The organism is Pseudomonas sp. O39 (assembly GCF_045447295.1).
In the GTDB taxonomy this organism is placed as follows: Bacteria; Pseudomonadota; Gammaproteobacteria; order Pseudomonadales; family Pseudomonadaceae; genus Aquipseudomonas; species Aquipseudomonas antarctica_A.
Map to the genome: position 1 here is coordinate 211,795 of NZ_JBJGXV010000005.1, position 23,910 is coordinate 235,704.

Consider the following 23,910-nt stretch of genomic DNA (forward strand, 5'->3'; position numbering starts at 1 on the left):
AATCAGCTAAAAGATGCCCAGCGCGATGTAGAGTTCAGAAGTGTGCGGTATTTATCTGAACAACACCCGAACAACAATAGACGCTCCCCACATTTTGGCCGATCAGCGTAATCGCTGTGCAGTGAGCCGAAAAAGGAAATTCATGAAGAAGCTGTGTTTGCTCGGCCTTGTTGCCACTCTGGCCACTCACCCCGTATGGGCAGAAACAAAGCCTGCTGCGCTTAAAGACAAGGACGCCTTCGTCAGCGACCTGCTCAAGCAGATGACCCTGGATGAAAAGATCGGCCAATTGCGCCTGATCAGCATCGGCCCTGAAATGCCCCGCGAGCTGATCCGCAAGGAAATCGCCGCCGGCCGCATCGGTGGCACCTTCAACTCGATCACCCGCCCGGAAAACCGTCCGATGCAGGACGCGGCCATGCGCAGCCGGTTGAAGATCCCGATGTTCTTCGCCTATGACGTGATCCACGGCCACCGCACGATTTTCCCGATCAGCCTGGCCCTGGCCTCCAGCTGGGACATGGACGCCATCGGCCGCTCCGGGCGTATCGCCGCCCAGGAAGCCGCCGCCGACAGCCTCGACATCACCTTTGCGCCGATGGTCGATATCTCCCGCGACCCACGCTGGGGCCGCACGTCCGAAGGCTTCGGCGAAGACACGTATCTGGTCTCGCGCATTGCCGAAGTGATGGTCAAGGCCTTCCAGGGCACCAGCCCCGCCAATGCCGACAGCATCATGGCCAGCGTCAAGCACTTCGCCCTGTACGGCGCGGTGGAAGGCGGTCGCGACTACAACGTGGTCGACATGAGCCCGGTCAAGATGTACCAGGACTACCTGCCGCCGTACCACGCGGCGATCAAGGCCGGTTCCGGCGGCGTGATGGTGGCGTTGAACTCGATCAACGGTGTACCCGCCACGGCCAACACCTGGCTGATGAACGACCTGCTGCGCAAAGACTGGGGCTTCAAAGGCCTGGCCGTGAGTGACCACGGCGCGATCTTCGAGCTGATCAAGCACGGCGTGGCCAAGGACGGGCGTGAAGCCGCCAAGCTGGCGATCAAGGCCGGCATCGACATGAGCATGAACGACTCGCTGTACGGCAAGGAATTACCCGGCCTGCTCAAGTCCGGCGAGATCGAGCAAAGCGACATCGACAATGCCGTGCGTGAAGTGCTCGGCGCGAAGTACGACATGGGCCTGTTCAAAGACCCGTACCTGCGTATCGGCAAGGCCGAGGATGACCCGGCCGACACCTATTCCGACAGCCGCCTGCACCGCAGCGATGCCCGCGATATCGCGCGCCGCAGCCTGGTCTTGCTGAAAAACCAGAACAACACTTTGCCGCTGAAAAAGTCCGCAACCATCGCCTTGGTTGGGCCATTGGCCAAGGCGCCGATCGACATGATGGGCAGTTGGGCGGCTGCCGGTAAGCCTGAACAATCGGTGACCCTGCTGGACGGCATGAACGCCGTGATCGGCGAGAAAGGCAAAGTGATCTATGCCCGTGGCGCCAACATCACCAACGACAAGGCGGTGGTCGACTACCTCAACTTCCTCAACTTCGATGCGCCGGAAGTGGTGGATGACACGCGCTCTTCGCAAGTGATGATCGACGAAGCGGTGAAAGCCGCAAAGGACGCCGACGTGGTCGTGGCTGCCGTGGGTGAATCCCGTGGCATGTCCCACGAATCCTCGAGCCGTACCGACCTGAACATCCCACAAAGCCAACGCGACCTGATCAAGGCCCTTAAGGCCACCGGCAAGCCTTTGGTGTTGGTATTGATGAACGGTCGCCCACTGTCGATTCTCGATGAGAACAAGCAGGCTGACGCGATCCTGGAAACCTGGTTCGCCGGCACCGAAGGTGGCAACGCCATCGCCGACGTGCTGTTCGGCGACTACAACCCGTCAGGCAAGCTGCCGATCACCTTCCCACGCTCGGTGGGGCAGATTCCGACCTACTACAACCACCTGAGCATCGGCCGGCCGTTCACCCCAGGCAAGCCGGGCAACTACACCTCGCAGTATTTCGATGACGTCACCGGCCCCCTGTTCCCCTTTGGTTATGGCCTGAGCTACACCACGTTCAGCTTGTCGGACATGGCGCTGTCGTCCACCACGTTGAATAAAACCGGCAAGCTCGACGCCAGCGTCACGCTGAAAAACACCGGCAAGGTAGACGGCGAAACCGTGGTGCAGTTGTATATCCAGGACGTGGCCGGCTCGATGATCCGCCCGATCAAAGAGCTGAAGAACTTCCAGAAAGTCATGCTCAAAGCCGGTGAAGAACGCACATTGCACTTCACCATCACCGAGGAAGACTTGAAGTTCTACAACACCCAGCTCAAGTTCGCCGCAGAACCGGGCGAGTTCAATGTACAGATCGGGTTGGACTCCCAGGATGTGCAGCAGCAGACATTCGAGCTGCTCTGATCTAAAACTGTAAAGGCGGTCAGTGTGGGAGCTGGCTTGCCTGCGATAGCGGTGGAACATTCACCATCGCTATCGCAGGCAAGCCAGCTCCCACATTTGACTTCAGTGGCTGGGTTAACCCCGCCGATCCAACAGATTCACCACCAACCGATCAATCCACCCCCACACCCGCTGCTTCACGCGCCGCCACAACGGCCGCGCCTTCCACGCCTCCAGACTCACTGCCTGGCTCTGGGCAAAATCGCGCTCGAAACTGCCCGCCACGGCCAGCGTCAACTCAGGGTCCAATGCCTCCAGGTTGGCTTCCAGATTGAAGCGCAAATTCCAATGGTCGAAATTGCACGAGCCGATGCTCACCCAATCATCTACCAGCACCATTTTGAGGTGCAGAAAGCACGGCTGGTATTCAAAGATCTGCACACCCGCACGCAGCAAACGCGGGTAATAACGATGCCCGGCGTAACGTACGGAGGGGTGATCGGTGCGTGGGCCGGTGAGCAGCAAACGCACATCCACGCCGCGTCCGGCCGCACGGCGCAAGGCACGGCGCACGCTCCAGGTCGGCAAAAAATACGGCGTCGCCAACCAGATGCGTTGCTGGCTACTGTTCAATGCGCGAATCAGCGACTGCAAAATATCGCGGTGCTGGCGGGCGTCGGCATAGGCCACGCGGCCAAGACCCGGCCCGGCCGCAGGCACCTTGGGCAGGCGCGGCAAACCAAAATGGGTAGAGGGCTTCCACGCGCGGCGCGCCACATTGGCGTGCCATTGACGTTCGAACAGTGCTTGCCAGTCCAGCACCAGTGGGCCGCTGATTTGCACCATCACTTCATGCCACTCGGCGGTATCCTGCCCCGGCGTCCAGAACTCATCCGTGACACCCGTCCCCCCCACCAGCGCGATGCTCTGGTCGATCAGCAACAGTTTGCGATGGTCGCGGTACAGGTTGCGCACCCACCGCCGCCAGCTCAAGCGATTGTAAAACCGCAGCTCCACGCCCGCATCGGTCAGGCGTTTGCGCAGCCCCAGCGTAAACGCCAAATTGCCGTAATCATCAAACAGGCAACGCACGAGCACGCCGCGTTCGGCGGCCAGCACCAACGCCTGCACCATGGCTTCGGCGCATGCGCCGGCTTCCACCAGGTACAACTCCAACTCGACTTGCTGCTCGGCGCGGGCAATGCCCACCAGCATCTGCGGGAAGAAACTCGGCCCGTCGACCAGCAACTCGAACCGGTTGGCGCTGCGCCACGGAAACACTGCGCCGCTCATCTCAGCGCGCCGTAAAGATCAGTACCGCACCCACCGGCACCGACAAACTGATCGACTTAAGCCCCGCCGCCTTACGCAACGCCGCCACGCCCGGCGCCAGCTCGAAATCCTCGGCATGCAACACCACCGGCTCCAGGGTCACCACCTGGAAACGGCGGTCATCCAGGCGGGTGGCCAACAACTCGGCGCTGTAGGTTTGGGTCTTGCCACGCAGGGTGACGCTCAGCGGCAGGCGCAATTCCACCTGCGCGCCGGGGGCCAGGTCATTGATGGGTTGCAGGTTGATTTGCGCGCGAATCAACGCTTCGGGGAAGGTCTTGATCTGGAACAGTTCATTGCGCATGCGCTCATCGCGCAGCGGGATGCCGCTGTTGATCGACTCCAGCTCCACTTCCAATTGCGCTGCGCCCTGGCTGTCGACTTTGCCGTGCAACACCAGGAAGCGATGCACTTCAGCGATTTCAGTATTTTTGGTGGTGACAAACGACAGCCGTGAGGATTCGTTATCCAGGTACCAATCGGCGTGGGCAGGCAGGGCTGCACAGGTCAGCAGCGTGAAAGCCAGAGGTTTGGCATTGAACATAAAGACTCATGGGGAAAAAAACCTGGACGAACCTTAAGCGCAATATCACAAACGGCGCAAATCCAATGTGGGCGCTGGCTTGCCTGCGATAGCGGCAAGTCAGTCAACATCACCGTTGCCTGTGCCGCCGTCATCGCAGGCAAGCCAGCTCCCACAGGAGATTTGGGTGTTTCAGGGGGTCAGGCGACAGCCCTGGCGCTCACCCAGCCACCTTGCCGTGTGCGTGCGGCCCAACCCACTCGCCGTCACTTCACTGCGTTCCGGCGTGTCGATGAAGCGGCTGACGGGCACGTACTGCTTCACATACCCCAGGCAATAGGCTGCCGGATTGTTCTCCACATACCGGCACGAGCAATACTCCTTGGCCGTGTACGCCGCGATGATGTCGGGGAAGGCTTGCAGGTTGACGCGCTCGTGCCAGATCCAACCCAGCAGGGCGAGTAACAGCAGCAGGAAAACGCTGATAAACGGGTGACGGCGGATCATGGTTGCACCGCCGCAAGCACGCGTTTGAGCAGTTCGTTATGGCGGTAGCTGCCGTCGCGGTCATCGCCGTAGCGCACGATCACCAGATGTTCATCCGGCATCACAAACAACGCCTGGCCCCAGTGGCCCAAGGCGGCGAAAGTGTCGGCGGGGGCGTCGGGCCACGGTCGGGCGGCGCCCTGCACTTCGCGGTTGAGCCACCATTGGCCGCCGGGCACGGCTTCGTCCTGGCCGGCTTTGTATTTGTCGAAGGGTTGGCGGTTGAAGGCGACCCACTCTTTAGGCAGCAATTGCTGCTCACCCCAGCGACCGTCGCGCACCATCAGCAGGCCGACGCGGGCCAGGTCGCGGGCGGTGAGGTAGGCGTAGGACGAAGCGACGAAGGTCTCGTCGGCATCGGTTTCCCAGGTAGCGTTGTGAATGCCCAGCGGCTTGAACAGCGCCTCCCACGGGTAATTCACATAGGCCTTGTGGCCGAGCATGCCTTTGAGGGCTGCGGACAAGATATTGCTGTCGCCGCTGGAATAACGGAAGGCCTGGCCCGGTGCGGCGGCGGCCTCGGTATCGGCGGCGAACTCGGCCATGTCAGCGCGGCCACGGGTGTAGAGCATCGCCACCACCGAGGATTTCAGCGGGGCATATTCATAGTCTTCCTGCCAGTCCAGGCCCGAGGCCCAGTGCAGCAGGTCGGCCAGGGTGACCTTGGGGTGTTGTTTCATCGGCGGGTAGAAGCGCGCCGCCAGGTCGGTGAGTTTGAAGCGGTTTTCGCCGTAGGCCACGCCGAGCACCGTGGCCATCAGGCTTTTGCTGATCGACCAGCTCAGGTGCGGGGTACTGGCGGTGGTGGGTGCGGCGTAGCGTTCGTAGATGATTACGCCATCGCGGATCACCAGCAGCGCGTCGGTGCGAATGCCTTGGCGGGTGGCGTCGTCACGGGTTGGAAAAGCGTAGGCATTGAGGGCTTCGACAGCGGGACCGTCGAGCGGTGTGCCCTTGGCCCAATCCTTGTCAGGCCAGGTTTCGGCGCGGGCGGTGACGGTGGCTAACAGCAGGGCAACGCACAACAGGCCTCGGACCATGGACACAAACTCAAGGGGGGCATTCAAGCCCGCGAGCCTAGCCTGGATGAGTGACAGTTTTGCTACGCGAGTCTTGAGTGGATGCATGTTAATTGTGGGAGGGGGCTTGCTCCCGATGGCAGTGGCTCAGTCAGCTTATCTGTAACTGATCCACCGTCATCGGGAGCAAGCCCCCTCCCACATTTGGATCGCGCTGCATCCGGTAGAAGGCGCCCTGCCGCGGCTGTCATCTAAGCGTCACTGGAACTTCATGGAGATGACACCGAGCCTACATAGCCTGAGTTTGGACAAACAAGTCGACCGGCCGGAACGTGGCTGGCACTCGGAGATTCGCCATGACTCAGATCGCCCGCATCAGCGACACCGGCAATGAACGCCGTCTGCAAGCCGAACGCCTGATTGGCGCGCAGGCATTGCAGGAAGCCCAGGCCCTGCGGTTCAACGTGTTCAGCGGCGAGTTCAACGCCAAGCTGAAAGGCGCCGAACTGGGTCTGGACATGGATGACTATGATGTTCACTGCAGCCACATTGGCGTGCGGGACTTGAACAGCGGTCGATTGGTGGCCACTACCCGTTTACTCGATCACCAGGCCGCCAGCACCCTGGGCCGGTTCTACAGCGAAGAAGAATTCAGCCTGCATGGCTTGCTGCACTTGCAAGGCCCGATCCTGGAGATCGGCCGCACCTGCGTCGACCCGGCCTATCGCAATGGCGGCACCATTGCCGTGTTGTGGGGCGAGTTGGCCGAGGTGTTAAATCAGGGCGGCTACAGCTACCTGATGGGCTGCGCGAGCATCCCGATGCACGACGGCGGCATCCAGGCCCACGCGATCATGCAGCGCCTGCGCGAACGCTACCTGTGCAACGAACACCTGCGCGCCGAGCCGAAAAGACCACTGCCGGCGCTGGACCTGCCGTCCAACGTCATCGCGGAAATGCCGCCGCTGCTCAAGGCCTATATGCGCCTGGGTGCGAAGATCTGCGGCGAGCCGTGCTGGGATGAAGATTTCCAGGTGGCCGACGTGTTCATCCTGCTCAAGCGCGATGAGTTGTGCCCGCGTTACGCGCGCCACTTCAAGGCGGCCATGTAATGGGCCGCCTGCGCGTGTACGGGCGCATCACCCGGGTGCTGCTGGTGGTGGCGCTGGGCTTGAGCATGGCCAGTGTGTTTGGTGTGTTCGAGCGTTTGGGTGTGGCCAATTCGATGGTGCGGCGCCAGCGCTGGTCGCGGTTTTTTATGGCGCGGCTGACCAACGCCCTGCCCTTTCGCGTGACAGTGCACGGTGTACTGCCGACGCAGCCAATGCTGTGGGTGAGCAATCACGTGTCCTGGACCGATATTCCGTTGCTGGGCGCTGTGGCGCCGATGTCGTTTCTGTCCAAGGCCGAAGTGCGCACCTGGCCGGTGGCCGGCTGGTTGGCGGCCAAGGCCGGTAGCCTGTTTATCCGTCGGGGTTCAGGCGACAGCCAGTTGATCCGCAAGCAGATGACCCGTCATCTGGAGCAACAGCACCCGCTGCTGATGTTCCCGGAAGGCACCACCACCGACGGGCGCAGCCTGCGTACCTTTCACGGGCGCTTGCTGGCCAGTGCGATTGACGCGGACGTGTCGCTGCAACCGGTGGCAATTCGTTACCTGCGCGACGGGCAAGTGGACCCGCTGGCACCGTTTATTGGCGATGACGATTTGCTCTCGCACCTGATGCGCCTGTTTGGCAATGACCAGGGCGATGTGGAAATCCATGTGCTCACACCGATTGCCTGCGCCGGGCAGGAACGCGCAGCGCTAGCGTTCCAGGCGCAGCAGGCGGTGCAGAAGGCGTTGTTCGGGCCGTTGCCGGAAACTGAGCAGGTGGCGGTGCGACCGGCGTTTGCTGCCTGAAACTGTGTGAGCACAATCAAAAATGTGGGAGCTGGCTTGCCTGCGATGACGATCTGCCAGTGAGTATATTGGTGGCTGACACACCGCTATCGCAGGCAAGCCAGCTCCCACATGTTTAGATCTCTGTAGCCAGATGGGCTTGTGCGAATTTCTGCAATTCGGGGTAGAACACCCGGAAGTCTTCGCTCAACGGCTCATACAAAACCCGCAACTCCTGCATCGCATGGCCCAATTCCTGGGGCTGTGTCAGGCGCCGCGAGATCCCACGCAACACCTGCTCCATCACCGCGAACTCACGGTACGAGCCCAGCCAATCATCCGCTGCCATATACGGCGCAATCTGCGCCAGCCGCCCCGGCAACTGGGGTTCGGCGGCCAGTACGCGATACACCTGCGACGTGAAGTGCTCCAGCGGCTGGTCGGCATACAGCGCCCAATCCCGCGCCAGGCAATGGTCGAAAAACACATCGAGGACGATACCGGCATAGCGCTTGCGGGTCAGGCTGAAGCGTGACAACGCCGCGCCTACCAACGGGTGGCTGTCGGTGAAACGGTCGATCGAGCGATGCAACTGAATCGCCGACTCGATTTGCGGGCTGAACTGCCCCTGCAGGCGGCCTTTGACGAAATCACCATAGAGGCTGCCCAGCAGTTGCGCAGGAAGTTGGCCGCCCAGGTGCAGATGTGCGAGATAATTCATGGCGCGCAGTTTAGCACTGCCGCCAACGTATCGTTATAACCCGATATACCGATTTGACCTGGGCTAAGATCAAAATCATATTGGTATATCGGGATATACCGATTTAAAGTTCGCCTCATCGCGATATAACGCTTTACGAAACCGAGCAACCGCCATGTCCATCGACCTCGACGAAATAATAAAAGCACTGGCACACCCAGTACGACGAGACATTCTCACCTGGCTCAAAGACCCGAAAGTGCAGTTCCCAGAGCAATTGCACAACCACGAATACGGCATCTGTGCCGGGCAGATCGACCAGCGCTGCGGCTTGTCCCAGTCGACCGTGTCGGCCCACCTGGCCACCCTGCAACGGGCCGGGTTGATCAGCAGCCAGAAGGCCGGGCAGTGGCACTTTTTCAAGCGTAATGAGGAAGTGATCCAAGCGTTCCTCGCGGCGCTCACGACTGAACTCAGCGCTGAAATCATCGAACCGCTGTAACCAAGGAAACGATAATGCCCCTCTCGCTACTCATACTGGCCCTGAGCGCCTTCGCCATCGGCACCACAGAGTTCGTCATCATGGGCTTGCTGCCCGATGTGGCGGCGGACCTGGGCGTGTCGATTCCCGGCGCCGGCTGGCTGGTCACTGGCTACGCATTGGGCGTGGCCATCGGCGCGCCCTTCATGGCACTGGCCACCGCCAGGCTGCCACGCAAGGCCGCCCTGGTAGCGTTGATGGGCATCTTTATTGTCGGCAACCTGCTCTGTGCCCTGGCCAGTGACTACAACGTGCTGATGGTTGCCCGTGTGGTCACCGCGTTGTGCCACGGCGCCTTCTTTGGTATCGGTTCGGTGGTCGCCGCCAACCTGGTGCCGGCCAACAAGCGTGCTTCCGCTGTAGCCTTGATGTTCACCGGCCTGACCCTGGCCAACGTACTCGGCGTGCCGCTGGGTACCGCGCTGGGCCAGGAAGCCGGCTGGCGCTCGACCTTCTGGGCAGTGACCGTCATTGGGGTGGTGGCGCTGATCGGCCTGATTCGCTTCCTGCCGGCCAAGCGCGACGAAGAAAAACTCGACATGCGCGCCGAACTGGCCGCCCTCAAGGGCGCCGGCATCTGGTTGTCGCTGACCATGACCGCGCTGTTCGCCGCCTCCATGTTCACCCTCTTCACCTATGTCGCGCCGCTGCTCGGCGACGTCACCGGCGTGTCGCCCAAAGGCGTGACCTGGACCCTGCTGCTGATCGGCCTGGGCCTGACCGTGGGCAACATCATCGGCGGCAAGCTGGCGGACAAGCGCCTGGCGGCCACCCTGATCGGCGTGTTCATCAGCATGGCGGTGGTCTCCACGGTGTTGACCTGGACCAGCGTCGCGGTGATCCCGACTGAAATCACCCTGTTCCTGTGGGCCGCCGCCTCGTTCGCCGCCGTACCGGCGCTGCAAATCAACGTGGTGACCTTCGGCAAGGCGGCACCGAACCTGGTGTCCACCCTGAACATCGGCGCCTTCAACATCGGCAACGCCCTGGGCGCCTGGGTTGGCGGCAGTGTGATTGCCCACGGTTTCGGCCTGACCAGCGTGCCTCTGGCCGCTGCGGCCCTGGCGATTCTTGCCCTGCTGGTGACCCTGATTACTTTCCGTCAGAGCGGCGATGCCGACCTGGCCCCTGCGACCAACTGATCAATCCACTTAAAGAGAAGGGTGTTATCCCATGACGACTATTTTCGATCCGATCAAACTGGGCGACCTGGAACTGTCGAACCGCATCATCATGGCGCCGCTGACCCGCTGCCGCGCTGATGCCGGTCGCGTGCCCAACGCGCTGATGGCCGAGTATTACGTGCAACGCGCTTCCGCCGGGCTGATCATCAGCGAAGCCACTTCCGTGACGCCGCTGGGCGTGGGCTACCCGGACACTCCGGGCATCTGGTCCAACGACCAGGTGCGCGGCTGGGCCAATGTGACCAAGGCCGTACACGGCGCAGGCGGCAAGATCGTCTTGCAACTGTGGCACGTTGGCCGGATCTCCCACGCGTCCTACCTGAACGGCGAAACCCCGGTGGCACCAAGCGCCATCCAGCCCAAAGGCCACGTGAGCCTGGTGCGTCCGCTGGCCGACTACCCAACGCCGCGTGCCCTGGAAACTGCTGAAATCGCCGACATCGTCGATGCTTACCGCGTCGGTGCCGAAAACGCCAAGGCCGCAGGCTTTGACGGCGTGGAAATCCACGGCGCCAACGGTTACCTGCTCGACCAGTTCCTGCAGAGCAGCACCAACAAACGTACCGACAACTACGGTGGTTCCCTGGAAAACCGTGCGCGCCTGCTGCTGGAAGTGACTGACGCCGCCATCGAAGTCTGGGGCGCCGGCCGTGTAGGTGTGCACCTGGCACCGCGCGCCGACTCCCATGACATGGGCGACGACAACCTGGCCGAAACCTTCACCTACGTCGCCAGCGAACTGGGCAAGCGTGGTATCGCGTTCATCTGTTCGCGTGAAAAAGAAGCCGGCGACAGCCTCGGCCCGCAACTGAAAAAAGCCTTCGGCGGCCCGTACATCGCCAACGAACGCTTCACCAAGGACAGCGCCAATGCCTGGCTGGCTTCCGGTAAGGCTGATGCGGTGGCGTTTGGCGTACCGTTCATTGCCAACCCGGACCTGCCGGCGCGCCTGAAGGCCGATGCGCCATTGAATGAAGCGCACCCGGAAACCTTCTACGCCAAGGGCCCGGTCGGTTACATCGACTACCCGACACTGGCGCTCTGATCGTCTGAAACGCAAAAAGCCCCGGTTCGCAGGAACCGGGGCTTTTTACTGCGCCCTGGAATACACCAGAGATCTGAGGTGGAAGCGGGCTGGTGTGGGAGCGGGCTTGCTCGCGAATGCGGTGGATCAGTTAGCACACCTGTAGCTGACAGACCGTATTCGCGAGCAAACCCCCTTACACATTTGGAATGCGCACCAGCGCTGGGAAACATTCCTTCACAGCCTTGCAACAATATCGCTACAAAATACTTAGGCGGCTACCTATCAACCGCCCGCCAGCCCGTATATAAAGTCACCCCACCAATCGCTCGAAGGGACGATCGACTGTGTCTCGTCTTTACTGTTGACACAACTGGACGTAATTACGCATTTTGTCTTAATTGCGCAGGCTGGGACTCAGGCGCAGCATGTCCAGCCCTGCATCAACCCAGCGTTCAGCCTGCTGATGCAGTTGAAAGCTATCGGGCACCAGCAGCCACTGGCCAATGATCCCGTTGATATAGGCATGCATGCACACCGCCCCACGGGTGGTGTCGAGATTTTCCGGAAGTTGCCCGCGATGGATCGCGTTACGCAGGGTCAGGCCGATACGTAGGTTGCATTCCAGGCTATGGGTCTGGCGCTGGCGACGCATGTCACACATTTCATCGGTGAACTCGCACTTATGAAACAAAATCTCGTTGATGCGCCGGGTTTTCGGGTCCAGAGCCACCTGATGAAACAAATGAATCAACAACTTGCGCATACAGCCAAGCGGGTCGACTTCATCCTCGCTCTCACTGGCCCGGGCCAACTCGTCCAACGGTTCGTGCAGCGTGTCGAGCAGTGCCTGCAGCAAATCGGACTTGTTACTGAAATGCCAATAGATAGCCCCGCGCGTCACCCCGGCCAACGCGGCGATGTCCGCCAGCGTAGTCCGCGCAACGCCGCGCTCATAAAAGGCTTGTTCGGCGGCTTGGAGAATTTGGCTGCGCGTTTCCTGAGCTTCCTCTTTGGTGCGACGAACCATGGCAGTAAAACCTCAATCAAAACACGTGGGACTATCGGTAACGCTGCTTTAATAGGCGGTAACGATCATCTGAATAATTGTGGGACGACACCGTCATGGGCGCCGAACGTACTAAAATCGAGGCTTTGGCGGTTGCTTTGTCAACAATCCGCGAAGCCTGTCAAGAGTTTACAAACAACCATGAACGTAAGTATATTGCGTAGCAAGCTACTTATCTACTCACAGCTTGTTTTTTACCCTTCCACACTTCTTGTGCGCATTCTGCGCGCCTGACCCGAGGATCTTCATGCAACTTAAGCCAGCTGTTACCGCTCTGGTCACTGCCGTCGCCCTGGCATCGCTGCTCAGCGGATGTAAAAAGGAAGAAGCGGCTCCGCCCGCTCAAACCCCTCAGGTCGGCGTGGTCACCATTCAACCGCAAGCCTTTACCCTGACCACCGAGCTGCCGGGCCGCACCACGGCTTACCGCATCGCGGAGGTTCGTCCTCAGGTCAATGGCATCATTCTCAAGCGCCTGTTCAAGGAAGGCGGCGACGTGAAGGAAGGGCAACAGCTCTACCAGATCGACCCGTCGGTGTATGAAGCCACCCTGAAAAGCGCACAAGCGAGCCTGACCCAAACCAAGTCGATCACCGACCGCTACAAGCAGTTGGTCGATGAGCAAGCCGTCAGCCGTCAGGAATACGACACGGCCGTTGCCAACCGCATGACGTCGGAAGCCAACGTGCAAACCGCCCAGATCAACGTGCGCTACACCAAAGTGTTCGCGCCGATCTCCGGGCGTATTGGTCGTTCTTCGGTCACCGAAGGCGCACTGGTGAGCAATGGCCAGGCCGATGCCATGGCCGTGATCCAGCAACTGGACCCGATCTACGTCGACGTCACGCAGTCCTCGGCAGAAATGCTCAAACTGCGCCGCGATCTGGCAAGCGGTCAGCTGGAAAAAGCCGGCGAAAACGCTGCCAAGGTCAAGCTGACCCTGGAAGACGGCACCGCCTACGGCCAGGACGGCAAGCTGGAGTTCTCCGAAGTGTCGGTCGACCAGACCACCGGTTCCGTGACTCTGCGCGCCGTGTTCCCGAACCCTGAACACACCCTGCTGCCGGGCATGTTCGTCCACGCCCAGCTGCAAGCCGGCGTGAACAGCAAGGCTATCCTGGCACCGCAGCAAGGCGTGACCCGCGACCTGAAGGGCACTCCAACGGCGCTGATCGTCAACGCCGACAACAAGGTCGAGCAGCGTGAGCTGGTGGCCAACCGTACGTACGGTGCCTACTGGCTGGTGGAAAAAGGCTTGAACGCCGGTGACCGTGTGATCACAGAAGGCTTGCAGTACGTCAAGCCGGGCGTCGAGGTCAAGGTCAAGCCGGCCGACAACGCTAAGCCTGCTGACGCCGGCAGTGCTGCTGTTCCTGCTGCCGCTGCTGGCAAAGGGGAGTAATCCATGTCGAAATTTTTTATCGACCGCCCCATTTTCGCCTGGGTTATTGCCCTGGTGATCATGCTGGTCGGGGCACTTTCGATCATGAAGTTGCCCATCAACCAATACCCGGCCATCGCGCCGACCGCCATCGACATCCAGGTGACCTACCCAGGTGCGTCCGCACAAACCGTGCAGGACACCGTGGTACAGGTCATCGAGCAACAGCTCAACGGTATCGACAACCTGCGTTATGTTTCCTCGGACAGTAACTCCGACGGCAGCATGACCATCACCGTGACGTTCAACCAGGGTACCAACCCGGATATCGCCCAGGTTCAGGTGCAGAACAAGCTGAACCTGGCGACCCCACTGCTGCCGCAAGAAGTGCAGCAGCAGGGTATCCGCGTGACCAAGTCGGTGAAGAACTTCCTGATGGTAATCGGTCTGGTGTCGGAAGACGGCAGCATGACCAAGGACGACCTGTCCAACTACATCGTGTCGAACATCCAGGACCCGATTTCGCGGACCGCGGGTGTAGGTGACTTCCAGGTGTTCGGTTCGCAGTACGCCATGCGTATCTGGCTGGACCCGGGCAAGCTGAACAACTACCAGCTCACGCCGGTGGATGTGAGCACCGCGATTTCTGCACAGAACGTGCAGGTGGCTACCGGCCAACTGGGCGGCCTGCCTGCCCTGCCCGGCACCCAGCTGAACGCCACTATCATTGGCAAGACCCGCCTGCAGACTGCCGAGCAGTTCGGCAATATCCTGATGAAGGTCAATACCGACGGCTCACAGGTACGCCTGAAGGATGTTGCCCGTATTGAGCTCGGCGGCCAGAACTACAGCATCGCTGCGCAGTTCAACGGCAAGCCGGCTTCCGGTATGGCGATCAAGCTGGCTTCGGGCGCCAACGCCCTCGACACCGGCAAGGCCATCCGCGCCACTGTAGCGTCGCTCGAACCGTTCTTCCCGCCTGGGATGAAGGCGGTGGTGCCGTATGACACCACCCCAGTCGTGACCGAATCGATCTCCGGCGTAGTCGATACCCTGGTCGAAGCGATCGTGCTGGTGTTCCTGGTGATGTTCCTGTTCCTGCAGAACTTCCGCGCGACCATCATCACTACCATGACCGTACCCGTGGTGTTGCTGGGTACCTTCGGCATCCTGGCGGCGTTCGGTTTCACCATCAACACCCTGACCATGTTCGGCATGATCCTGGCCATCGGCTTGCTGGTGGATGACGCCATCGTCGTGGTGGAAAACGTCGAGCGGGTGATGGCCGAGGAGCACCTGTCGCCCAAGGAGGCGACGGTCAAGTCCATGGGCCAGATCCAGGGCGCCCTGGTGGGTATTGCCCTGGTACTGTCGGCGGTTCTGTTGCCGATGGCGTTCTTCGGTGGTTCCACCGGTGTGATTTACAAACAGTTCTCCATCACCATCGTTTCGGCCATGGCGTTGTCGGTACTGGTTGCGCTGATCTTCACCCCGGCCTTGTGCGCCACCATGCTCAAGCCGATCGACCCGGAAAAACACGGCCAACCCAAGCGTGGTTTCTTCGGCTGGTTCAACCGCACCTTCGACCGTGGCGTACTGAGCTACGAGCGCGGCGTGGGTAACATGATCAAGCACAAGATCCCGGCGTTCCTGGTGTACGCACTGATCATCGCCGGCATGATCTGGCTGTTCATGCGCATCCCTGCGGCGTTCCTGCCCGATGAAGACCAGGGCGTGATCTTTGCCCAGGTGCAGACCCCGGTAGGTTCTACGGCTGAACGTACGCAAAAAGTCATCGACGATATGCGTACATTCCTGCTCAACGACAAGGAAGGCGAGCCGGGCGAAGGCAAAGGCGTGAAATCGGTGTTTACCGTAAACGGCTTCAACTTCGCCGGTCGTGGCCAAAGTTCGGGCCTGGCCTTTGTGATGCTCAAGCCGTGGGGCGAGCGTGACGCTTCCAACTCGGTGTTCGAGATCGCCAAGCGCGCCCAGGGCTACTTCATGCAGACCTTCAAGGACGCCATGGTATTTGCCATCGTTCCGCCGTCTGTACTGGAACTGGGTAACGCCACCGGCTTCGACGTGTTCCTGCAAGACCAGGGCGGTGTCGGCCACGATAAATTGATGGCGGCGCGTAACCAGTTCCTGGGTATGGCAGCACAAAGCAAGATTCTGGCAGGTGTGCGCCCCAACGGCGTGAACGATGAGCCGCAGTACGAGCTCACCGTCGACGACGAGAAGGCCAGTGCCCAAGGCATCACCCTGTCGAACATCAACCAGACCCTGGCGATCGCCCTGGGTGGCAGCTACGTCAACGACTTCATCGACCGCGGTCGGGTGAAGAAGGTGTACGTGCAAGGTGAAGCCGCCAGCCGCATGTCGCCTGAAGACCTGAACAAATGGTACGTGCGTAGCGACTCCGGGAAGATGGTGCCGTTGTCCGCCATCGCTTCGGGCAAGTGGATCTTCGGTTCGCCGAAACTCTCGCGCTACAACGGTGTTGCGGCGATGGAAGTCCTCGGTACGCCGGCGCCGGGCTACAGTACCGGTGACGCCATGGCCGAAGTCGAACGTATTGCCAAGCAACTGCCGGCAGGTGTCGGCTATGCGTGGACCGGCCTGTCGTATGAAGAACGCCTGTCCGGCTCCCAGGCACCTGCGCTGTACGCCTTGTCGCTGCTGGTGGTGTTCCTCTGCCTCGCGGCACTGTACGAAAGCTGGTCGATCCCGATCGCAGTGATCCTGGTAGTGCCGCTGGGGGTTGTGGGTGCGTTGATGGCGACCAGCATGCGCGGGTTGTCCAACGACGTGTTCTTCCAGGTGGGCCTGTTGGTGACGGTGGGCTTGGCGGCGAAAAACGCCATCCTGATCGTGGAGTTTGCCAAAGAGCTCCACGAACAGGGCAAAGGCATCGTCGAGGCGGCCATCGAGGCGTCCCGCATGCGTCTGCGGCCGATCATCATGACCTCCATGGCGTTCGTCCTCGGCGTATTGCCACTGGCGATCTCCACCGGCGCCGGCTCAGGCAGCCAGCATGCCATCGGTACCGGCGTAATTGGCGGTATGATCACCGCCACCGTCCTGGCGATCTTCTGGGTCCCACTGTTCTTCGCGACCGTATCGGCCGCGGGCGAACGTAAAAAGACGGTTACTACTGAAACTCCTAAAGAGGCTGGCCAATGAGCAAGTCGCTACTTTCCCTAGCCGTCACGGCATTCGTGCTCAGTGGCTGCTCGCTGATACCTGACTATCAGCGCCCCGAAGCGCCGGTGGCTGCTCAGTTCCCGCAGGGGCCGGCGTATTCGTCGGCCCAGGCGCCGGGCCAGGCCGCTGCCGAGCAGGGCTGGAAGCAGTTTTTCCATGACCCTGCCCTGCAACAGCTGATCCAGACCGCGCTGGTGAACAACCGTGACCTGCGTGTCGCGGCCCTGAACATCGACGCCTATGCGGCGCAATACCAGATCCAGCGTGCCGACCTGTTCCCGGCCGTATCGGCAACCGGCAGCGGCAGCCGTTCGCGCACCCCGGCCAAACTGTCGCAGACCGGCGAATCCACCATTGCCAGCCAATACTCGGCCGGCCTGGGGATCAGCTCGTATGAGCTGGACCTGTTCGGCCGCGTGCGCAGCCTGAGTGAAGAAGCGCTGCAAAAGTACTTCGCCACAGAAGAAGCACGTCGCAGCACTCAGATCAGCCTGGTGGCCAGCGTGGCCAACGCCTACCTGACCTGGCAGGCCGACAAGGAGCTGCTCAAGCTGACCCAGGACACCCTGGGCGCATTCGAGCAGAGCTACAAGCTCACCACGCGCAGCAACGAAGTCGGCGTGGCCTCGGCCCTCGACCTCAGCCAGGCGCGCACCTCGGTGGAAAATGCCCGCGTGCAATTGGCGCGTTACACCCGCCAGGTGGCTCAGGACGAAAACAGCCTGACCCTGCTGCTGGGCACCGGCCTGCCGGCGAATATCGCCAGCAAGCCGCTGTCGGATGACCTGCTCAGCGAAGTGCCGGCCGGGTTGCCCTCCGACCTGCTGCAACGTCGTCCCGACATTGTGCAGGCCGAGTACAACCTCAAGGCTGCCAACGCCAATATCGGCGCGGCCCGCGCTGCGTTCTTCCCAAGCATCAGCCTGACCGCCAGCGCCGGCACTGCAAGCCCGACCCTGGGCGGCCTGTTCAAAGGCGGCTCGGGTACCTGGTCGTTCGCGCCGCAGATCAACATCCCGATCTTCAACGCCGGTAGCCTGCGCGCAAGCCTGGACTACTCGAAGATCCAGAAAGAGATCAACGTGGCCAACTACGAGAAGGCGATTCAGACCGGCTTCCAGGAAGTCTCCGACGGCCTCGCCGCGCGTGAGACCTACAAGCAGCAGCTGGATGCCCAGCGTGGTTTTGTCGCCGCCAACCAGGATTACTACCGCCTGGCCGAGCGTCGCTACCGCATTGGTGTCGACAGCAACCTGACCTTCCTCGACGCCCAACGCCAGCTGTTCAGTGCCCAGCAATCGCTGATCACCGACCGCCTGGCGCAGCTGAACAGCGAGGTCAACCTGTATAAGGCCCTCGGCGGTGGCTGGAATGAGCAGACCGCGAAGAACGAGCCGTTGAAAGAAGAAGCACCGGCACTCAAGTTGTTCTGATAGTGCTGTTGTGAAAAAAACCGCTTCCCTCACAGGAAGCGGTTTTTTTATATCCCGACATTTTGGTCATCATCCGAATGCCCCTATGTACTGACCTGAAGCATCGAGCACTTGATCTCCATCTCTTTGCCCTGTTTGTCATCCCAACCGATCGAGAAGCTGACATTGATCGATGTCTTGCCGGCTTTGTCGGTGTAAATGTTATTGACGTCTAAATTGCCCCAATAAATGCTGGGGAGATGCTCAACGTAGCCTTCCAAACCAAAGCTGGCCCGTACAGGCAAGGATTTCGGACCGATGGGATACGTCACTCCCGGTTTCAACAGGAGCTGATCGGCCTCAAGGGTCAATTCATTTCTCGAGCCAGGGCTGTTTTCAATCCCCAAGCGAATGCGCAGCTGATAGCCCTCGATATAGGACTCCAACTCAAGGTTATCGAAGTTAATCGGAATCGGCTTCTTGTGCCGAATGATCAAGCTCGCGTCGAACTCATCCGAAGACGTTAAACACTTACCCATATATGATCCAAAGTTCATGACCTCTTCTCCCTTAAACCCCTGGAAAGCAACTGCTACCGCCTCGAAAATAGGCGCTTGAACGCAAGGCTTCTACTGTCAAACCTGACAGTAGACAGCCGCCCCGGTACGCCAGAAGCTGACGAGTTGACGCAGCACAATTACGTTCGATCATCGCCCACAACCCGCCCTCCCCCACTTTCATCGCCCCCACACCGCCAAGCACCATGGCCGGCACCTGCATAACCCCAATAACAACAGGTCCAACGCCATGAGCACTTTCCACCCGCGCCAGCTATTGCTGGCGACCGCTGTCGCCAGTCTTGCCCTTCCCGTGGTCGCCGAGGAACACGGCTTTCTCGAAGACGCCAGCGCCAACCTCAACGTGCGCAATTTCTTCTTCAACGGCAATTACACCAACCCGACCAAAACCCAGGGCGGCGCGCAGGAATGGACGCAAAGTTTCATCCTCGACGCCAAGTCCGGCTTTACTCAGGGCACAGTGGGTTTCGGGCTGGACGTGCTGGGTTTGTACTCACAAAAGCTTGATGGCGGGCGCGGCACCGGCGGCACCCAGTTGTTGCCGCTGGACCACGACGGTCGCCCGGCGGATAACTTCGGGCGACTCGGCGTTGCCTTCAAAACGCGGATTTCCAAGACCGAACTGAAGGTCGGCGAGTGGATGCCGGTGCTGCCTATCCTGCGCGCCGACGACGGCCGTTCCCTGCCGCAAACCCTGCGCGGCGGGCAGATCACCTCCAGGGAAATTGCCGGCCTGACCCTCTATGGCGGCCAGTTCCGTGCCAACAGCCCGCGTGACGACAGCAGCATGTCGGACATGTCGATGTCCGGCAAAGCTGCTTTCACCTCCGACCGTTTCAACTTCCAGGGCGGCGAATACGCATTCAACGACAAGCGCACCCAAATCGGCGTGTGGAACGCCCAGCTCAAGGACATCTACCGCCAGCAATACATCAACCTGACCCACAGCCAGCCCATCGGCGACTGGACCCTGGGCGCCAATCTGGGTTTTTTCTATGGCACGGATGACGGCAGCGCCCGCGCAGGTGACCTGGACAACAAAACCTGGTCCGGCCTGTTTTCGGCCCGCTATGGGGGCAACACGTTCTACGTCGGCCTGCAAAAACTCACCGGCAACAGTGCGTGGATGCGCGTCAACGGCACCAGCGGTGGCACCCTGGCCAACGACAGTTACAACTCCAGCTACGACAACGCCCAGGAGAAATCCTGGCAAGTGCGCCACGACTACAACTTCGCCGCCCTCGGCGTACCGGGCCTGACGCTGATGAACCGCTATATCAGCGGCAGTAACGTGCACACCGGCACCATCACCGACGGCAAGGAATGGGGCCGCGAGAGCGAATTGGGCTACACCGTGCAAAGCGGCGCACTCAGGGACCTCAACGTACGCTGGCGCAATTCCACGATGCGCAGGGACTACAGCAACAACGAGTTCGACGAAAACCGGTTGATCGTCAGCTACCCGATAAGTCTGCTGTAAACCGGCGTCGGACTTACTGTATGGTTCGCGCCTGCCGCTGCTGATCCGCCCAGCAGCGGCCTCCATTCGAGCCCGTGCACACCATGAAATCTTTCGCCATCGCAATCGCCCTGGCGCTGAGCCTCAGCGGCTGTATTGGTGCGCCCATCGCCTTGACGCCGCAGACCGCCGAGCGTCTGCAGGCCCAGGCGCCGATCCGTTTTCTGCTGACCTTCGATGACGGCCCCAGCGCCTCCGGCTATAACAATCCAAGCCGCTCGGTGATGGCTGACCTTGCGAAAAACCCGGTGCTGCCAGGCATCAAGGCGGTGTTCTTCCTGCAGACCGAAGCGTCCCGTTCCGGCGGTAGCCCGCGCGGGCGCAAGACCATGGAACGTGAATACGCCGCCGGGCATGTCCTGGCCTTCCACACAGCCACAGCGTTTCATACCAACCACCGCTGGCTGAATGACGCCGAACTTGAACGCACGCTCACCCAGGGCGAGGCCGACATTGCGTCGATCACCGGTGCCTCACCGGCGCTGGTACGCCCGCCCTTCTGGAACTACGACAGGCGTACCTTCACCGCCTACCAGCGCCACGGCATGCACGTATTGTTGACGGACCTGAGTGCCAATGACGGCAAGATCTGGGGCTTCAACGGCAGCCCGCGTCGCCGCGCGAATTTGTATCGGCAACTGTCGGTGGTACGCGAACGCATCGCCTTGGGCGAACTGCCGACGGTGGACGGCGTGATACCGGTCGTGGTGACCTTCCACGATATCAACCGCTACACCGCGCGGCATATGCAGGAGTACTTACAGATCCTGATGGACAGTGCCCGGATCAACGGCATGAAAACCGCCGCCGAGCCGTTCTACACCGACCCTGCCGTACTGGAACGTGCAGCACTGGCGCGGACGGTGAAGGCTGTAGATGAAGAAGTGCATCTGCCAGGCGTGTGGAATTGGATATGGGACGCCGATTCACACTGACACACTGAAAGGCGTGTGGGAGCGGGCTTGCCGGCTCCCACATTTGAGCGCATTTCACATTCAGTTCTGCTGGCGTGACTCGACGCCCAACTCATCCCACACCGACTCGGCCAGGTGAAACGTCGCATTCGCCGCCGGGATCCCGCAGTAGATCGCGCTCTGCATCAGCACCTCCTTGATCTCGGCGCGGGTCACGCCATTACTGGCGGCAGCACGTAGATGCAATTTCAACTCTTCACTGCGGTTCATCCCAATCAACATGGCGATGGTGATCAGGCTGCGGGTATGCCGAGGCAGGCCGGGGCGCGTCCAGATATCACCCCAGGCATGGCGGGTGATCATTTCCTGGAACTCGCTGTTGAACTCGGTCAGGGCATTGAGGCTGCGGTCGACATGGGCATCGCCCAGCACGTCGCGGCGCACTTGCAGGCCATCGGCATAACGTTGTTTCTCGTCCACAAAAAGCTCCTTAGCGGGCCAGCAGGAATTCCAGCACGCGGTTGCTGAAATCAGCGCCGGCCTGAACATTGGACAGGTGCGCCGCGTAGAACTCGGCGTACTCGGCGCCCTTCACCTGCTGCTGGATAAAGTGACCACCGGCTGGCGGGGTGACAGCATCTTCGGTGCCGGCAATGACCAGGGTCGGCACCTGAATTTTCGGCAGTTGCTCACGCAAATCTGCATCGCGCACCGCCGCGCAATTGGCGGCGTAACCTTCAGGCGAGGTGGCGGCGAGCATGTCGGTAATCTGCTTGGCCTGGTGCGGGTTGGCGGCGGCGAAATCGGCGGTGAACCAGCGTGCAATTGAAGCATCGCGAAGTGCGACCATCGCTGCCGCGCCATCGCGCAACACCATGTCGATACGTGGGTTCCAGATGTCCGGGGTGCCGATCTTCGCGGCGGTGTTACACACCACCAGGCGCTGCAGGCGGTGACCGGCATTGATGCCCAACCACTGACCGATCAGGCCGCCCATGGACAGCCCGCAAAAATGCGCACGCTGGATATCCAGCGCATCCAGCAGCGCGATCACGTCGCGGCCAAGTTGCTCAATGCTGTAGGGGCCTTTGGTTACCAGGGATTTGCCGTGGCCGCGGGTGTCTAGCCGCAGCACACGAAAATGCTCGGTGAAGGCCGGGATCTGGATGTCCCACATATGCAAGTCGGTGCCCAACGAGTTGGACAGCACCAACACCGGCGCGTCGACCGGACCTTCCAATTGGTAATGCAGTTCGCCCTCGGCGAGTTGTACAAAGGCCACAGCGGTCTCCTTACGCGGTCAATGCAAAATGGTCGGTCACCGCACGGGTGACCCAAGTGTGGGCCTGGCCCAGGTAGTGGGCCGGGTCGAGTAGACGGTCCAGTTCGGCCGCCGACAGCTCCGCGGTGACCTGCGGCTCATCCGCCAGCACCGCGCGCAAATGCCGCCGTTCGGCGACGGCGCGTTTGCAGCATTGTTCCAGCAGGTGGTGCGCGGTCTCGCGCCCCAGGCGCTGGGCAAGCACAATGCTGACGGCTTCGGCCAGCACCAGGCCCTGGGTCAAATCAAGGTTCTGCGCCATACGCTCGGGGTCGATTTCCAACCCTTCGCTGACCAGCAACGCCTGTTTCAAGGCGCCGGACACCAACCGGCAAATCTGCGGCAGGGTTTCCCATTCGGCATGCCAGAGGCCCAAGCTGCGCTCGTGTTCCTGGGGCATGGCACTGAACATCGTCGCCACCAGACCCGGTACACGTGTGGCGGCGCTGATCAGCACAGCCGCGCCGACCGGGTTGCGTTTGTGCGGCATGGTCGACGAGCCACCTTTACCCGGCGCCGACGGCTCGAATACCTCCGCCGCCTCGGTCTGCATCAACAAGCTGATATCACGCCCCACTTTGCCCAGGCTGCCGGCGATCAAGCCAAGCACGCTGGCGAATTCCACCAGTCGGTCACGTTGGGTGTGCCAGGGTTGCTCGGGCAGGCTCAGTTGCAACTCAGCCGCCAAGGCTTCGGCGACGGGCATGGCGTGTTCGCCGAGCGCCGCCAGGGTGCCGGACGCACCGCCGAACTGCAGCACCAGCAAACGTGGCTTCAGTTCGGCAAGGCGCTGACGACTGCGCGTCACTGCGCCCAGCCAACCGGCAATTTTCATCCCCAGCGTCACCGGTGTGGCGTGCTGCAACCAGGTACGGCCGGCCAACGGCACCTGCGCATAACGCTGGGCCTGAACAGCAAGCACCTCGCCCAATTGCGCCAGGTCCGTTTCGATCAACCCCACCGCGCGCCGCAATTGCAGGACCAGGCCAGTGTCCATCACGTCCTGGCTGGTCGCGCCCAAATGCACATAACGCTCAGCCCCTGCGTCTTCACTGGCAATCAATTTGCCCAGCGCCTTCACCAGCGGAATCGCCGAATTGCCCGCCGTGGCAATCGCCACGCCGAGGGCATCCACGTCATACAAAGACGCCAGGCACGCCTGGGCAATCGGTGCAACGGCGGCCTGCGGAATCAACCCGACCCGGGCCTGCGCCCGGGCCAGCGCCGCTTCGAAATCCAGCATGCCCTGCAAACGCCCCTGATCGCAGAACACCTCGGCCATGCTGTCAGCGGTGAAGTAAGCGTCGAACAGTTGATTGCTCGTGCGCAGTGTCATAACTCATCC

Annotated in this window: 21 protein-coding genes; 11 read left to right on the top strand and 10 right to left on the bottom strand. The window is 60.9% G+C overall.

Annotated features, from left to right (window positions below; genetic code table 11):
* The first annotated feature begins 142 nt into the window (after window positions 1-142).
* The gene (gene bglX / locus ACI77D_RS10055; RefSeq protein WP_407016508.1) at window positions 143-2,434 is read left to right on the top strand and encodes a beta-glucosidase BglX; all 2,292 of its coding nucleotides are present in this window, start codon (window positions 143-145) and stop codon (window positions 2,432-2,434) included.
* A gap of 114 nt (window positions 2,435-2,548) precedes the next feature.
* Here bglX and ACI77D_RS10060 read toward each other — a convergent pair whose 3' ends face one another.
* The 4 genes from ACI77D_RS10060 to ACI77D_RS10075 form a co-directional block, all read right to left on the bottom strand.
* Window positions 2,549-3,706, bottom strand: coding sequence for a phospholipase D-like domain-containing protein (locus ACI77D_RS10060; protein WP_407016509.1), 1,158 nt, complete (start codon window positions 3,704-3,706; stop codon window positions 2,549-2,551).
* 1 nt (window position 3,707) lies between these two features.
* A complete protein-coding gene (locus ACI77D_RS10065) occupies window positions 3,708-4,289 on the bottom strand; it encodes a YceI family protein (RefSeq protein ID WP_064451250.1) in 582 nt (193 codons plus the stop codon).
* Window positions 4,290-4,460: 171 nt separating this feature from the next.
* Window positions 4,461-4,775, bottom strand: coding sequence for a hypothetical protein (locus ACI77D_RS10070; protein ID WP_064451249.1), 315 nt, complete (start codon window positions 4,773-4,775; stop codon window positions 4,461-4,463).
* A complete protein-coding gene (locus ACI77D_RS10075) occupies window positions 4,772-5,854 on the bottom strand; it encodes a serine hydrolase domain-containing protein (RefSeq protein WP_407016555.1) in 1,083 nt (360 codons plus the stop codon). The genes ACI77D_RS10070 and ACI77D_RS10075 overlap by 4 nt, the downstream gene beginning before the upstream one ends.
* Window positions 5,855-6,189: 335 nt before the next feature.
* Here ACI77D_RS10075 and olsB point away from each other — a divergent pair, with 335 nt between their 5' ends.
* A complete protein-coding gene (gene olsB, locus ACI77D_RS10080) occupies window positions 6,190-6,945 on the top strand; it encodes an L-ornithine N(alpha)-acyltransferase (protein WP_064451247.1) in 756 nt (251 codons plus the stop codon).
* Window positions 6,945-7,736, top strand: a complete 792-nt coding sequence (locus ACI77D_RS10085) for a lysophospholipid acyltransferase family protein (RefSeq protein WP_407016510.1) — start codon at window positions 6,945-6,947, stop codon at window positions 7,734-7,736. Before olsB ends, ACI77D_RS10085 begins: the two co-directional genes overlap by 1 nt.
* Window positions 7,737-7,851: 115 nt before the next feature.
* On the opposite strand, the gene ACI77D_RS10090 is transcribed toward ACI77D_RS10085, so the two are convergent.
* Complete coding sequence (locus tag ACI77D_RS10090; protein ID WP_064451245.1) at window positions 7,852-8,436, bottom strand: ACP phosphodiesterase; 585 nt, start codon at window positions 8,434-8,436, stop codon at window positions 7,852-7,854.
* Window positions 8,437-8,590: 154 nt separating this feature from the next.
* Between ACI77D_RS10090 and ACI77D_RS10095 the strand changes: the two genes are divergently transcribed.
* From ACI77D_RS10095 to ACI77D_RS10105, 3 genes are read left to right on the top strand one after another with little or no spacing between them, the layout of a single operon-like run.
* On the top strand, window positions 8,591-8,917 hold the full coding sequence (locus ACI77D_RS10095; RefSeq protein ID WP_053254831.1) for a helix-turn-helix transcriptional regulator: 327 nt from the start codon (window positions 8,591-8,593) through the stop codon (window positions 8,915-8,917).
* Between the two features lie 14 nt (window positions 8,918-8,931).
* On the top strand, window positions 8,932-10,098 hold the full coding sequence (locus tag ACI77D_RS10100; protein WP_407016511.1) for an MFS transporter: 1,167 nt from the start codon (window positions 8,932-8,934) through the stop codon (window positions 10,096-10,098).
* 31 nt (window positions 10,099-10,129) lie between these two features.
* The gene (locus ACI77D_RS10105; protein ID WP_064451243.1) at window positions 10,130-11,185 is read left to right on the top strand and encodes an alkene reductase; all 1,056 of its coding nucleotides are present in this window, start codon (window positions 10,130-10,132) and stop codon (window positions 11,183-11,185) included.
* A 376-nt stretch (window positions 11,186-11,561) separates the two neighbouring features.
* Here ACI77D_RS10105 and ACI77D_RS10110 read toward each other — a convergent pair whose 3' ends face one another.
* Entirely contained in the window at window positions 11,562-12,194 is a 633-nt protein-coding gene (locus ACI77D_RS10110) for a TetR family transcriptional regulator (RefSeq protein WP_064451242.1), read from the bottom strand.
* A 286-nt stretch (window positions 12,195-12,480) separates the two neighbouring features.
* Here ACI77D_RS10110 and ACI77D_RS10115 point away from each other — a divergent pair, with 286 nt between their 5' ends.
* From ACI77D_RS10115 to adeC, 3 genes are read left to right on the top strand one after another with little or no spacing between them, the layout of a single operon-like run.
* Window positions 12,481-13,635: an efflux RND transporter periplasmic adaptor subunit gene (locus tag ACI77D_RS10115; protein WP_221294160.1), complete on the top strand. Its 1,155-nt coding sequence runs from the start codon at window positions 12,481-12,483 to the stop codon at window positions 13,633-13,635.
* A 3-nt stretch (window positions 13,636-13,638) separates the two neighbouring features.
* On the top strand, window positions 13,639-16,800 hold the full coding sequence (locus tag ACI77D_RS10120) for an efflux RND transporter permease subunit (RefSeq protein WP_064451240.1): 3,162 nt from the start codon (window positions 13,639-13,641) through the stop codon (window positions 16,798-16,800).
* Window positions 16,797-18,254 (top strand): AdeC/AdeK/OprM family multidrug efflux complex outer membrane factor, encoded by a 1,458-nt coding sequence (adeC, locus tag ACI77D_RS10125; protein WP_064451239.1) that lies wholly within the window; start codon window positions 16,797-16,799, stop codon window positions 18,252-18,254. The genes ACI77D_RS10120 and adeC overlap by 4 nt, the downstream gene beginning before the upstream one ends.
* 83 nt (window positions 18,255-18,337) lie before the next feature.
* On the opposite strand, the gene ACI77D_RS10130 is transcribed toward adeC, so the two are convergent.
* On the bottom strand, window positions 18,338-18,790 hold the full coding sequence (locus tag ACI77D_RS10130; protein WP_407016513.1) for a hypothetical protein: 453 nt from the start codon (window positions 18,788-18,790) through the stop codon (window positions 18,338-18,340).
* A 250-nt stretch (window positions 18,791-19,040) separates the two neighbouring features.
* Between ACI77D_RS10130 and ACI77D_RS10135 the strand changes: the two genes are divergently transcribed.
* Both ACI77D_RS10135 and ACI77D_RS10140 read left to right on the top strand, forming a co-directional pair.
* A complete protein-coding gene (locus ACI77D_RS10135; protein ID WP_407016514.1) occupies window positions 19,041-20,291 on the top strand; it encodes an OprD family porin in 1,251 nt (416 codons plus the stop codon).
* Window positions 20,292-20,374: 83 nt separating this feature from the next.
* Window positions 20,375-21,265, top strand: coding sequence for a polysaccharide deacetylase family protein (locus ACI77D_RS10140; RefSeq protein ID WP_407016515.1), 891 nt, complete (start codon window positions 20,375-20,377; stop codon window positions 21,263-21,265).
* 60 nt (window positions 21,266-21,325) lie between these two features.
* Here ACI77D_RS10140 and pcaC read toward each other — a convergent pair whose 3' ends face one another.
* Genes pcaC through ACI77D_RS10155 form a run of 3 tightly spaced genes read right to left on the bottom strand, consistent with a single transcriptional unit; the run spans window position 21,326 to window position 23,901 of the window.
* Complete coding sequence (gene pcaC / locus ACI77D_RS10145; protein ID WP_064451235.1) at window positions 21,326-21,724, bottom strand: 4-carboxymuconolactone decarboxylase; 399 nt, start codon at window positions 21,722-21,724, stop codon at window positions 21,326-21,328.
* A gap of 10 nt (window positions 21,725-21,734) precedes the next feature.
* Window positions 21,735-22,526: a 3-oxoadipate enol-lactonase gene (gene pcaD, locus ACI77D_RS10150; RefSeq protein ID WP_221294157.1), complete on the bottom strand. Its 792-nt coding sequence runs from the start codon at window positions 22,524-22,526 to the stop codon at window positions 21,735-21,737.
* 10 nt (window positions 22,527-22,536) lie between these two features.
* Window positions 22,537-23,901, bottom strand: a complete 1,365-nt coding sequence (locus ACI77D_RS10155; protein ID WP_221294156.1) for a 3-carboxy-cis,cis-muconate cycloisomerase — start codon at window positions 23,899-23,901, stop codon at window positions 22,537-22,539.
* Window positions 23,902-23,910 lie beyond the last annotated feature (9 nt).